The sequence below is a fragment of the Streptomyces sp. cmx-4-9 genome (genome assembly GCF_046548835.1).
In the GTDB taxonomy this organism is placed as follows: domain Bacteria; phylum Actinomycetota; class Actinomycetes; order Streptomycetales; family Streptomycetaceae; genus Streptomyces.
In genome coordinates this window covers 490,929-503,948 of sequence record NZ_JAEBEE010000002.1, presented here as the reverse complement: position 1 = coordinate 503,948, position 13,020 = coordinate 490,929, and the positions used below count along the sequence as shown (strand labels likewise).

The following is a 13,020-nucleotide window of genomic DNA, read 5'->3' as shown; positions in this document are numbered from 1 at the left end:
CCGGGGCCCGAAGCCGGCCCGCCGGGCACGACGCCGTCGCGGCCGGGCGCCGGGGCGCTCCGGCGGGCGGGCCGCCGGCCGGTGGCGGGCGGCCGCTGTCTGCTATTCCCTCTCCCCATGCCCCCATTCCACACGACCTCCGTGCGCGGCCGGCGGTCAGGGTCGCGTCACAGCTCCTGATGGGGTTCGTGGCCCGGCTCCGGCAGGGGGGCGCCGGTCTCCAGGAGTGTCTTGAGGCTGGACGCGAGCATCGGCCAGGCCCGGCCGCACATGCCGATCAGCTGGCCGCCGGGCCGGAAGTCCTCGTGCAGGACGGTCAGCCGGGCCAGGGAGTCCCCCACGGGCTCGATCTCGTAGGTGACCCTGGTGCGCGGCTCCTGCGCCAGCTGCGCCCGCAGCTCCTCGGCGATCCCGACCGAGACGGCCCACTGGGGGCTGAAGGTGTGCCAGGTGTAGGAGAGCCGGCGGTCGGGCACGCAGTCGAGGACCACCTGGGCGGGATCGCTGGTACGGGCCCCCCGCTCGATCCAGTCCATCGGCGATCCCACCGCCCAGTCGGTCTCGAAGCTGACGCCCCAGTACCGCCTGGTGAGGGCGGGCTCGGTCAGGGCCTGCCAGACCCGGGCGGGATCGGCCTGGATGTAGAGGGTGTAGGTGATCGCGCTGTCGCTCATGCGCCCATGCTGCGGGACCGCGCACCGCGGACCCCGGATTTCGCCGCCACGGCCGTGATCGCCGGGGCGTCGGAGCCCGGCGGGCGGGGTGCGGGGCGGCCGGGTGCGGGTGCGGGTGCGTTGCCGGCGTTACCGGCGTTACCGGCGGGTGTCCTGGGCGGGGAGTTCGACGGGCGGTGTCCGCAGGGCCGCGGGCAGTCCGAGGCGGTCGCGTGCGGCGTGCACCGCCGCCAGTTCGCGATGGCCGGCCTGCCCCCAGTCGCTGAGTTCGCGTACCTGCTCCGGTGTGGCCAGCAGCCGGGCGTACGCCGGGTCCGCGGCCGCGGGCACCGGGGAGAGGCGGCCCGCGCTGCGGGCGTGCACGGCGCCGTCGGCCAGGCGGTAGCCGAGCGGCAGCACGCCCGGGGCCGGGCCGCCGGCTGCCCGCGGCGGCAGGCAGACCGCCCCGGTGGCACGGGCGACCAGGACCAGGACCCGGCCGTCGGGGGCGAACAGCCAGGCCGTGTGGTCGGTCTCGGTCAGGGGCGCCGGCAGTGGGCCGGGATGCCAGGCACCGTGCTGCGGGATGCGGCGGGTGCGCAGCACACCGAGCCGGTCCAGGGCGGTGGGCAGGACGGGGCGGCCGTCCTCCAGCAGGGCGGGGCCCGCGCCGTTGACGCGGGCGCGCAGGGCGGACAGGGTGCGGCGGGCATCGCCGGCGTCCATCAGGGCGGGGAGGTCGGCAGGCTCGGCGAAGGCGATCCCGGTGACCTCGCGGGCGGGGAGCCGGACGGCGGCGATCCGGTCGGGGGTCCAGGTGCCGCCGTCGAAGACGTGCAGGATCTCGCCGGGGAAGTGCATTTCCGGCGGGAAGGAGGGGCTGTCGGCCGGAATCCAGTCCACGGCGAGGGCGCGCGGGTAGTGGCCGTCGACGCCCAGCTCCTCGCGCACCTCGCGGGCCGCGGCGGCGGAGGGGGCCTCGCCCGGGTCCACGGCTCCGCCGGGGAGCAGCCGGTCCGGGCGGTAGTCGACGCTCTGGACGAGCACGCGGCCGTCGGTGTCGGTGACCAGGACCACCGCGCCCGCCCAGAGCCCGGCGCGCGAGGCCCCGTACTCCTGCGGAGTCATCCAGGTCCCCGTCACTACCGCCGCCCGCCCCTGACCGGCTGCGCCGTCCGCGACCGGCCTCGCAGGCCCGCCCGCCGCGCACGCGTCAGTCGCGGTCCCGGTCTCGCCGGTCGCGGTCTTGGTCTCGTCCGTCGCGGTCCCGGTCTCGCCGGTCGCGTACGTCGCGGTCGCGGTCTCGTCGGTCTCGGTCTCGTCCGTCGCGGTCCCGGTCCCGCCGGTCTCGGTCCCGGACTCGTCCGTCGCGGTCGCAGTCTCGTCGGTCAGCTGCGGCATCGGGACTCCGTTCGCCGTGGGTGCACCCGCCGGCTGTGCAACCGCGGGGGCGGCGCCGGGGTTACGGCGCTCCCGGGTACGGCCCCCGGCGGCCGTCGGCGGTCCTGCTGCCCCTGCGGCGCCGGTCGGCCGGTTCCGCTCTCCTTATGGCCGGATTACGTCGCCCCCTGGTACCTTCCCGGGGCGGACAGGCGGCGTGAAAACCGCCCGTCCGACCACGTCCCCGGCCGCGGGGAGGGCCCGGGCATCCGTCGGGCCCCCCGGCCGGGAGGAGCACGTCCCCGGCCGGACGCCACCGGGCGGGCCCGGGGGGAGCGGACCGCGGGCCCGGGATCAGTCCTCCAGGGCGTCCAGGACCTGGCCGAGGTCCACGAACTTGAAGCCGGTCGCGGTGCGTTCGCCGTCCTGCGGGGTGTCGTGGCCGTCCTGCACCACGAGCAGGCCCCTCGGGTACTTCGTGCCCAGGGGCGCGTTCAGGGCCGCTGCGCCGTCGCACTCCTCGGAGCCGTCGACCGTGCCGGAAGCGATGACGCGGAAGCCGCCTTCGTAGGCGTTGCCCTTGCCCCGCCGGCGGTCGTAGGCGGCGAAGGTGTTGTCGCCCTGGCTGGACGCCAGCAGGTGGCCGCGCCCGCCCGGCCCGGTGACCAGGGTGAGGCCCTCTACGTCCGCGGCGAGACGGCGCCCTCCGAAGCCGGGGTCGGCTCCCGGCACGCATTCTTCGGTCGCCTCGTCGTAGGTGCCCGGAGTCCCGAACTCCCTGACCTTGTCGATCAGTCGCGGCTCACCGGTGAGGTCGGCCCGCAGCCGCCAGATCCCCACGTCCTCCTGACCCGCGTAGAGCGTGCCGTCGGCCGGGTCCACCACCATCCCCTCGACCTGCGGCAGTTCACCGGGCTCCGCGCACGGCGACCAGTCGGCGCCGTTCGGCAGCCGGAAGGCGGCGGGCAGGTCGAGGGTGCGGACCGTGCGGTAGCCGACGGTGCCGGAGGCGGTGGGCAGGATCTCCAGCAGGCTGAGGGCCGTGGTCTCGCGCCGGCTGACGACGGCGTACGCACGGCCGCTGGACCGGTCGGTCCAGGTGGCGAGCCCGTAGGCGGTCCGCTGCTCGTTGACCTCGTCCTGGCCGGCGGAGAAGACGGGCCGGACCCCGGGGTCGGTGACGTCGATGAGGGGGCCGCCGGGACGGTCGCGGTCGATGCGGTAGAAGCGCAGCCGGTCGTTTCCGCGGTCCGTGGTGACCGCGAGGTCGGCGCGGCCCGCGGAGAGCCGCAGTCCGTGGACCAGGTCCACGTTGTTGAAGCGGCCGGGGGCGTCCCCGGGGGCGGGGCCCGCGGGGGCGGCGAGGGCCTGCACACGGCGGGCGTCGAGGTCGTAGACGTGCAGGCCGCCCTCCTTGGCCGTGGCCACGACGAGGCTGCGGCCGGGGTCGGCCGGGTTGCGCCAGATCGCCGGGTCGTCGGCGTCCGCGTTGCCGCCGGCCTCGTCGTCGAACAGGGCGGCGGTCTCGGACCGGGGGGTGACGGCCGGAAGGGCGGCGCCGCGGGACGGGTGCGCCTCGGCGGGCACCGCCGCGGTGAGCGCGGCAAGGGCCGCCAGGCCGGCGAGCAGGCTCGACCGTCGGATGCGGGAGTGGGGCACGAACGGGCTCCTTCGCTTCGGGAACGGGATGCGTGCAGCATCGGGACGCCACGTGACGCTCCCGCCAGCGCGCAGCCCCTCCCGCATGGATGGGGCATGAACACTGCGAGACCCGGAGGGTTCCCGGGCGGCGCCGACCGGGAAGGTGCGGGAAGGACCCGTGGAATCGACGCTACTCCTCCTCCCGGTCCGGCCGGGGCATGCGATCCGGCCCCGTCCCGGTGGGCGGGTCCGCTCACTCGTCCGTGTCACGGGTGGGCCGGCGGCGGGTGCCGTGCGGCAGGGTGGTCGGATGCAGCCGCCCCGGGCCCTGGCCCTGCCCCTGACTCTCGCCGTCCTGGTCCTGGCCGCCGGATGCGTCACCGTACGGCCCGGTGAGGCGCCGGACGCCCCCGCCGCCCCGGTCCCCCGGGGCCCTGGCCGGCCCGCCGCCGAGGCCCTGCCGTTGAGCCCGCTGCCGCCGGCTGCGCCCGCGGCGGTGGCGGAACCGGTCGAGCCCGCGAAGCCCGCGGAGGCGGTGCGTCCCTCCCCCGCGCGTCCGCACCGGCCGCCCCGCGAGGCGCCCGCCGAACGGGCCCGCCCCGCCCGGCCCGTTCCGCCGCTCCGCCCCCGCGCACCCGCAGCGCCGAAGGCCCGGCCCGCGCCGCCGCGTACGTACGACATGGCGGCCCTGTGCAAGGCCGCCGAGGGCACGGTCTCCCCCGCCATCGTGGCCCTGTGCCGCTGAGCCGTCGCGTGCGGATCGTGCCCGGTCCGTCCCGCCCCGAGGGCCGGGGGCGGGGCCGGTGGCGGCGGCGCGGTACCAGTCGGGGAGGCGCCGTCGGCGTGGCGCCGGGTGTCGCACCCGGGGTGCGCGGCCGGGTTGGGTTGGATGGAGGGGCGGGGCCCGACCGGCGCCCCGTACCGAACCTCCCCCCTACGGAGACCCCATGGCGAAGATTGCGCTCTTCGGAGCGACCGGCAGCATCGGGACCCGGGTGCTGCAGGAAGCACTCGCGCGCGGGCACGAGGTCACGGCGGTGGTGCGTGATCCCTCGAAGCTCACCGGTGGCGCCGCGGACGGGAAGGGCTGCGCGGTGGTGCTCGGCGATGTGCTGGACCCGGCGTCCGTGGCGGTGGCGGGCGCCGGACACGACGTGGTGGTCAGTACGTTCGGCCCCGGCGCCGGTGACCCGGGGGCGCTCGTGAACGCCGCGAAATCCCTCGTCGGCGGGGTGCAGTCGCTCGGCGCGGACTCCCCGTGGCCGCGACTGGTCACGGTGGGCGGCGCCGGTTCGCTGCGGACTCCCGGCGGACCGCTGGTCTGGGACGCCGCGGACGTGCCGGAACCGGTGCTGGCCCTGATGCACGCGCACGGGGACGCCCTGGACTTCCTGCGGACGGTACCCGTGGAGGAGGTGCGGTGGACCAGCCTGAGCCCGGCCGCGCAGATCGAGGCGGGCGAGCGGACGGGGGTGTACCGCCTCGGGCTGGACGACCTGGTCGTCGACACGGACGGCCGGAGCTGGATCTCCACGGAGGACTACGCGGTGGCGCTGGTCGACGAGGTCGAGCGCGACGCGCACCCGGGCGTGCGCTTCACCGTCGGCTACTAGTGCCGTGACCGGGCCCGGACCGGGGATAATGGGTGGATTGGCCTGATCCGCATACCTAGAGTGACGGCACACCCGCCGCCGGCCAGGAGCGATCATGCGCACGCACTATCCCCGTACGCCCCATCTGCCCTGGTCCCCCGGGGCGAGTGCGGACGACGTGCGGGCGGACGGGTTGGCGGGACTGGCCGGGCGCGAGGTCGTGGTGACCGAGAAGCTCGACGGGGAGAACACCACGCTGTACCGGGACGGGCTGCACGCCCGCTCGCTCGACTCCGCGCACCACCCCTCCCGGGCCTGGGTCAAAGGCCTCCAGGGCCGGATCGGGCGCGGAATCCCGGAGGGCCGGCGGGTGTGCGGGGAGAACCTGTACGCCCGCCACTCCCTGGCCTACGAGGAACTCGACAGCTGGTTCTACGGGTTCTCGGTGTGGGACGGGGAGCACTGCCTGGACTGGGACCGCGGCGTACGGTTCATGCGGCGGCTGGGGATACCGGCCCCGCGGGTGCTGTGGCGCGGCATCTACGACGAACGGGCCCTGCGCAGGCTGGTGTTGGACCCGGCCCGCCAGGAGGGGTACGTCGTACGGACCGTGGCGGGCTTCCCGCTCGCCGAGTTCGGGCGGAACGTGGCCAAGTGGGTGCGGGCCGGCCACGTGCAGACCGACACGCACTGGATGTTCGCGCCGGTGGTCCCCAACGGGCTCGGCCGGGCGGCGCCGTTGTGGGCGGTTCGCTCGGGCGCCGCACCGGACGCGGCGGCGCTGGCCGCCGCGGTCGGCCCGGCTGCGGACCCGGGCGCGGACCCGGGTGCGGACCCGGGTGCGGGCAGCGGCGCGGCGGCGCGTACGGGTCCGGGTGCGCGTACGGGTCCGGGTGCGGGTGGGGGTCCGGGTGCGGGTGTCGGTGGGGGTCCTGGTACGGGTCCGGGTGGGGATGCGGGTGCGGAAAGCTGCGCCGGCGCCGAACAGGCGCCCGGGGCCGGCGCGCCCGCGCTTCAGGCGGCGGTGGCGCAGACCGCGGCGCGGATCGACGCGCTGGGCCGGACCGGGGACGCCCGGCTCGCCGGCGTGCTGGCCGCTCTGATGCACCGTACGCCGCGCGCCAGGATCGCGGCGCAGCCGGCGGCCGGGCTGCTCGGCGCCGGGCTGGCCAGGCGGGTGGCCGACCTGGTCGGGCTGTACGGCCTGCTCCAGCAGCCGTTTCCGGACGAACAGCGGCGGACCGGACTGGTTCGGATGGCGGCGGCCGCAGACCTCGGGGTGCTGCACGCGCTCGCCGGGGCACTGGCCGCCGATGCCGCGCAACAGGAGTGCGCCGAGTGGTCCCTGCTGTACGCCGACGAGGCGGGGCTGCTCGGTCCCGATCCGCTCGGGCCCTTGCGCTCCGGGCTGCGCGGGGCGCTCGCCGGGCTCGCCCCGGATGCCGCAGACCGCTGCTGGGCCGAGGCCCGTAGCGCGTTCGCCCTGGGCGGGATCGCCGCCGCGGAAGAGGCCGTCGCGGCCACCTGGCGGTGGCGCGCGGGCGACTTCCCCCGGCTGGTGCAGCTGTGCGGGCCCTCGGGCAGCGGCAAGAGCACGTTCGCCCGCGGCCTGCCCGGGGTGGACACCTGCATCAGCCTCGACGACCTGCGCACCGCGAGGGGTTCGCGGGCCGATCAGCGGGCCAACGCGGACGTGCTGCGCCAGGGCCTGGACCGGCTGGACGCCGCGCTGGCCCGGGGTGGCACCGTGGTGTGGGACGCCACCTCGCTCAACGACCGCCAGCGCGGCCTGCCCCGGTCGGTGGCGCGGCGCCACGACGCGCTGGTCACGCACGCCGTGCTGCTGACCGACGAGGCGGAGCTGCTGCGGCGCAACGCGGTGCGTCCGCACCCGGTGCCGCCCCCGGTGCTGTCCTCGCAGCTGCGCCGGTTCGACCCGCCGTACGCCGGTCAGGCCCACCGCACCTGGTACGTGGGCGCGGCCGGGGCCGTCGAGGACACCGCGGGCAGCCTGTTCGCGGACGAGGGGGACCACTGATGCGCACGAGCGAGGAGCTGTACCACCGGGTCCGCTGGGACTCCCGGTTCGACCCGTCCCGGTTCGTCCTCGGGCTGCTCCAGCGGGGCGCCCCGCCGAAGCGGGTCCCGCTGCCGTCCTTCGTGCCCGGCGGCGACATCCCCTGGCACCGGGTGCTGTTCGTCGAGGCGGACGGGGAACTGGTCTGGGACCGCGCGACGGGTGTCGACCGGATCGACGCCACCGGCGCCGGGCGGGCGCGCGACGCGCTCCTGCTGCGCCCGCCGTTCTTCACGACCCTCACCCCGCACGCCTGGGACCCCGCGGACGGCGGCGCCTGGCGGCCGGCCGCGGCCGGCCCGCGCGGTGCGGGAGCGGCCGCCGCGGCCGCGGCCCCGGATGGGGTGCGGCTGCTCACCTGGAACACGCTCTGGGACCGGTACGACGCGCCGCGCATCGCCACTGCCCGGCGCAGGCCGATGCTGCTGGCCGACCTGGCGGCCGCGGACGCCGACGTCATCGTGCTCCAGGAGGTCGAACCCGCGCTCCTGGACCTGCTGCTGGGCGCTCCGTGGGTGCGGGACGGCTACACCGTGGGAACGGATCCGCGGGGCCGGGACGTCGACGAGTACGGCCTGCTGGTGCTGAGCCGGCTGCCCGTGCGGGAGGCCGGGGCGCACCGGCTGGGCTCGCACAAGGCGCTTACCGCCGTGGCGGTGGACACCGCGGCCGGGCCCCTGGTCGTCGCGGCCACCCATCTCACCAGCGACCACATGCAGGACGGGGCGGGCCGCAGGGCGGCCGAACTGGCCGGCATCACGGAGGGGTTGGCCGGCATCGGCGCCGATGTGGCCCTGCTGGGCGATTTCAACGACGGTCGCACCGGTGCCGTGGGGCCTGCGGCCGTCCTGGGGATGCGCGATGCCTGGAACGAGGTGTACGGGGCGGCGGACGAGACGCCCACCTTCGATCCGGTGGTCAATCCGCTGGCCGCGATCGCCTCGCTGGCGGGCCGGTCCGCCCGCCTGGACCGGATCCTGCTGAGGTCGGCGCGGGCGCGGGTGTCACGGGCCGCCCTGCGCGGGGACTGCCCGGCCGCGGACGGGCTGTTCGTCTCCGACCACTTCGGGGTGGAGGCGACCGTGGAGTTCGGGCAGGGCGGAGGCGCGCGGCCGGCGGCGGCGGCCGCACGGCTCGACGTACCCGCGACGGCGCGGACCGCACTGGCCTGGCTGCCACCGCACGACCCGGCAGTCGAGGAGTCCCGCGCGGAGCGCGGCCAGCAGGCCGGCCGGTGGCCCGAGCACGTCGACCTGCTCTGCGGCTTCGTCCCGGAGTCCGCCTTCGACCGGGCGCTGCCCCTGCTGGCCGCTGTCGCGGCCGGGACGGCTCCGTTCACCGTGCGGCCGGAGGGGGTGCACGGCTTCGGGCACGGGGCGGACGGCACGCGGTGGCCGGACCCGGCGTCCTCGGGCGGCGCCCGGTGGCAGGAGCTGCGGGCGGCGCTGGCGGCGTGCTTTCCCGGTTGCCGGTGCGGGGAGGGCCACACCCCGCACCGGGCGCCGGAGCGCAGCCCGGACCCGGAGCCGCCGGCGGCCGCTCCCGCGGCGCGTCTCGGCGGCGCCCCGCCGGTCCGGGTCGGGGAACTGGCGGTGCTCTCGCGGCGCGGGGACGGGCCGATGGAACTCCGTGCGACGGTCGCGCTGGGGACGGGAGAGGTGCGGTGGGCGGCGGAGCGGCCCGCCGGTTCGGTCACCGGTTCGGCGACCGGGCCGACCGGCGGGTCGGCGGGCGGGTCGGTTAGCCGGCCGGCCGGCGGGCCGGTCAGCGAGCCGGCCGGCGGGTCGGTTACCGGTTCGGCGACCGGGCCAACCGGCGGATCGGTCAGCGGGCCTGCCGACGGATCGGTCAGCGAGCCGGCCGCCGGCCCGGTCGCCGCGGAGGCCGTCGGGGAGGTCGCCGCCCGTGTGGCCGAGGCGCTCGACGGCGCGCTGGTCCAGGTGGCCGGGTCCCGCCGGATGGGCTGCGACCTCCCCGGGGCGGACCTGGACCTGGTGGCCGTCCTGCCGGGCACGCCCGGTACCGCGCAGGTGCGCAGCCGCCTCCTGACGGCGCTGCCCGGGGTCAGCCGGATCCGGGAGGTCGCCGGTGCGCGGACGCCGGGGCTCCGATTCCGGGCGGGCGCCCTCGACGTGGACCTGGTACTGGTCGGCTGCGGCGGGACGGAGCCGGACCGGGCGCTTTCGCGGCGCTCGGAGCTCGGCGAGGGGGCGGCCCTGGCCCTGAGCGCGCTGAGCGACGCGGACGCCGTACGGGAGTCCGTACGGGGGCAGTCGGCGGCCTGGGGCGGGCTGGCCCGGGAGGTGAAGGCCTGGGCGCGCTCGCGCGGCCTGGACTCGGCCCCGTTCGGCGGTCTGCCGGGCCTGGCCTGGGCGGTGCTCGCGGCGCGGACGGTGCGGGAGGCCGGGCCCGGGGAGGCCGGGCCCGGGGAACCCGGTTCGCTGCTCCGGGAGTTCTTCGGCATGTGGGCGGCGTGGGACTGGCGGGAGCCCGTGGCCCTCACCCCGTACCCGGCTCCGACCGCGTCGGGTGCGGCCGGCCGTGGCGCCGCCGGGCCGGTGACGGTACTGACCCCCTCGGAGCCGGTGCGCAGTTGCACGGCCCTGGTCGGGCCGGGGATGCGCGACCTGCTGGCGCGGGAGCTGTACCGGGCCTGGGAGCTCCTGGAGGAGGGTCCGGAGGCCTTTTCGCGGGTGACGGCGCCGCCGCCGCTGCACCGCAGGCACGCGGCCTGGGCGGTGGTGACCGTACGCGGTGCCGGGGGCGCCGGGTTCGAGGAGTCGCTCGGGCGGCTGCGGGGCCGGATGGGCCGGCTGCTCGGCGCGCTGGAGGAGGCGGGGGTGGCGGATGCGCACGCCTGGCCGCGGCCCTTCGCGTCGGGGCCCGGACTGGCCCGGTACGCGGTGGGTTTGGGGGCGGCCCCGCCGGACGCGGCGGGGTTGGAGCGTCTGGCCCGGCGTCCGCTGGCGGGGCTGCCGGGGGTCGCACTGGGGTGGGCAGCCGGCGGGGACGTTCCGGACCTGCTCTGACACCGGGCCCCTCCCCCGTCGGCGCCCCGCCCCACGGGTCGACGAGTGTCGAACACACAGGAATGCCCGGGGCGGGAAGTCGGCCACTTCCTGAATGGAGACTGCTCCGTCCCGCCCAGCGGGCCCGGCGGGACGGAGCAGTCAGGAGCCTTAGTAGAACGCCGCCGAGTTTTTTCGTCAACACTTTTCACAAGGATTGAAGAAACCCCAAGTTCACAGGCCTGATGGGTCATTGACACACCCGTTGATCTTCAGTTCATGAACGCTCAACCCCTTGACGGCCTCTCTGGCGGGCAGTTCACTCACGCTTCGATCCCCCCGGATCCACGACGTCAGGAGCACCCCGCATGCCCCTCCTCTCCGACCGCCCGCCGCGGCTCGCCGTCGCGGCGCTCGCCGCCGCGCTGGTGGCAGCCCTCCTGGTGCTGCTTCCCGGCACCACCGCCCACGCGGCACCCGTCCTGCTCTCCCAGGGCAAGCCCGCCACCGCCTCCAGCACGGAGGGCGCCGGCACTCCGGCATCGGCAGCCGTGGACGGCGACAACGGCACCCGCTGGTCCAGCCAGTTCGCCGACCCGCAGTGGATACAGGTCGACCTCGGCGCCCCGGCCCAGCTGAGCCAGGTGGTCCTCCGCTGGGAGGCCGCAGCCGCCAAGGCCTACCGGGTCGAGCTGTCCACGGACGGCACCACCTGGTCCACCGCCGCCTCCACCACCACGGGCACCGGCGGCACGGCCACCCACGACATCACCGGCACCGCCCGCTACGTCCGCGTCTTCGGGACGCAGCGCACCACCGGGTACGGCTACTCCCTCTGGGAGTTCCAGGTCTACGGCACCTCCGGCAGCGGCCCGGTCATCCCCGGCGGCGGCGACCTCGGCCCCAACGTGATCGTCTTCGACCCGTCCACGCCGAACATCCAGGCCAAGCTGGACCAGGTCTTCGCCCAGCAGGAGTCCGCACAGTTCGGCTCCGGCCGCTACCAGTTCCTCTTCAAGCCCGGTACGTACAACGGTCTCAACGCGCAGATCGGCTTCTACACCTCGATCTCGGGTCTGGGCCTGAACCCCGACGACACCACCATCAACGGCGACGTGACCGTCGACGCCGGCTGGTTCGGGGGCAACGCCACGCAGAACTTCTGGCGTTCGGCCGAGAACCTGGCGCTGAACCCAGTGAACGGCACCAACCGCTGGGCCGTCTCCCAGGCGGCCCCGTTCCGCCGGATGCACGTCAAGGGCGGCCTCAACCTGGCGCCGAACGGCTACGGCTGGGCCTCCGGCGGCTACATCGCCGACTCCAGGATCGACGGCCAGGTCGGCAACTACTCGCAGCAGCAGTGGTACACCCGTGACAGCGCGATCGGCGGCTGGTCCAACGCGGTGTGGAACCAGGTGTTCTCCGGGACCCAGGGCGCGCCGGCGCAGTCGTACCCGAACCCGCCCTACAGCACCCTGGAGACCACGCCCGTCTCCCGGGAGAAGCCCTTCCTCTACCTGGACGGCAGCGAGTACAAGGTCTTCGTCCCGGCGAAGCGCACGAACGCCCGCGGCACCTCCTGGGGCAACGGCGCGCCGCAGGGCAGCTCGGTCCCGCTCAGCAAGTTCTACGTGGTCAAGCCCGGCGCGAGCGCGGCGACGATCAACGCGGCGCTGACGCAGGGCCTGCACCTGCTGTTCACCCCCGGCGTCTACCACGTGAACCAGACCATCCAGGTGAACCGCCCCGACACGATCGTCCTGGGGCTCGGCCTCGCGACGATCGTCCCGGACAACGGGGTCACCGCGATGAAGGTCGCCGACGTGGACGGGGTCAAGCTCGCCGGCTTCCTGGTCGACGCCGGCACCGTCAACTCCCCGAGCCTGCTGGAGGTCGGACCGGCGAACGCCTCCGCCGACCACGCGGCGAACCCGACCACCGTCCAGGACGTCTTCATCCGGGTCGGCGGCGCGGGCGCGGGCAAGGCCACGGTGGGCATGGTGATCAACAACGACGACACGATCGTCGACCACACCTGGATCTGGCGGGCCGACCACGGCGACGGGGTGGGCTGGGAGACCAACCGCTCCGACTACGGGTTCCGGGTGAACGGCGACGACGTCCTCGCCACCGGGCTCTTCGTCGAGCACTTCAACAAGTACGACGTGGAGTGGAACGGCGAGCGCGGCCGCACGATCTTCTTCCAGAACGAGAAGGCGTACGACGCACCCAACCAGGCCGCGATCCAGAACGGCTCCATCAAGGGCTATGCGGCCTACAAGGTGGCCGACTCGGTGACCACGCACGAGGGCTGGGGCCTGGGCAGCTACTGCTACTACAACGTGGACCCGACCATCCGCCAGGAGCACGGCTTCCAGGCTCCGGTGAAACCGGGCGTGAAGTTCCACGACCTGCTCGTCGTCTCGCTCGGCGGCAACGGCCAGTACGAACACGTCATCAACGGCATCGGCGCCCCGACCTCGGGCACCTCCACCGTCGCGTCCACCGTCGTCTCGTTCCCCTGATCCACCCCTGACCCCCGCACGACGCGGGGCGGCCAACGGCCGCCCCGCGCCATGCGACCCAAGCGCCCCCCCGGACGGAAACGCGGCGGGGGGCCACCGCCGCGGTACCGGCGGAGACCGGCGGAGACCGGCGGAGACCGGCGT

8 protein-coding genes are annotated in these 13,020 nt (G+C 75.8%); 5 read left to right on the top strand and 3 right to left on the bottom strand.

The window, feature by feature from the left end:
* Positions 1-167 precede the first annotated feature (167 nt).
* The 3 genes from ACLJTM_RS08310 to ACLJTM_RS08300 all read right to left on the bottom strand — a co-directional run bounded on the left by ACLJTM_RS08310 (position 168) and on the right by ACLJTM_RS08300 (position 3,692).
* Entirely contained in the window at positions 168-674 is a 507-nt protein-coding gene (locus ACLJTM_RS08310; protein ID WP_411102779.1) for an SRPBCC family protein, read from the bottom strand.
* 138 nt (positions 675-812) lie between these two features.
* On the bottom strand, positions 813-2,054 hold the full coding sequence (locus ACLJTM_RS08305; protein WP_411102778.1) for an NUDIX domain-containing protein: 1,242 nt from the start codon (positions 2,052-2,054) through the stop codon (positions 813-815).
* A gap of 333 nt (positions 2,055-2,387) precedes the next feature.
* Positions 2,388-3,692 (bottom strand): phytase, encoded by a 1,305-nt coding sequence (locus tag ACLJTM_RS08300; RefSeq protein ID WP_411102777.1) that lies wholly within the window; start codon positions 3,690-3,692, stop codon positions 2,388-2,390.
* A gap of 292 nt (positions 3,693-3,984) precedes the next feature.
* Here ACLJTM_RS08300 and ACLJTM_RS08295 point away from each other — a divergent pair, with 292 nt between their 5' ends.
* From ACLJTM_RS08295 to ACLJTM_RS08275, 5 genes are all read left to right on the top strand, one after another.
* A complete protein-coding gene (locus tag ACLJTM_RS08295) occupies positions 3,985-4,419 on the top strand; it encodes a hypothetical protein (protein WP_411102776.1) in 435 nt (144 codons plus the stop codon).
* Between the two features lie 202 nt (positions 4,420-4,621).
* Positions 4,622-5,287: an NAD(P)-dependent oxidoreductase gene (locus ACLJTM_RS08290; protein ID WP_411102775.1), complete on the top strand. Its 666-nt coding sequence runs from the start codon at positions 4,622-4,624 to the stop codon at positions 5,285-5,287.
* Positions 5,288-5,381: 94 nt separating this feature from the next.
* The gene (locus ACLJTM_RS08285; protein WP_411102774.1) at positions 5,382-7,304 is read left to right on the top strand and encodes an RNA ligase family protein; all 1,923 of its coding nucleotides are present in this window, start codon (positions 5,382-5,384) and stop codon (positions 7,302-7,304) included.
* Positions 7,304-10,372 carry a poly(A) polymerase gene (locus ACLJTM_RS08280; RefSeq protein WP_411102773.1) on the top strand — a complete coding sequence of 1,023 codons (3,069 nt, stop codon included), beginning with the start codon at positions 7,304-7,306 and terminating at the stop codon, positions 10,370-10,372. The genes ACLJTM_RS08285 and ACLJTM_RS08280 overlap by 1 nt, the downstream gene beginning before the upstream one ends.
* Positions 10,373-10,719: 347 nt before the next feature.
* Positions 10,720-12,876, top strand: a complete 2,157-nt coding sequence (locus tag ACLJTM_RS08275; protein ID WP_411102772.1) for a discoidin domain-containing protein — start codon at positions 10,720-10,722, stop codon at positions 12,874-12,876.
* Positions 12,877-13,020: the final 144 nt, after the last annotated feature.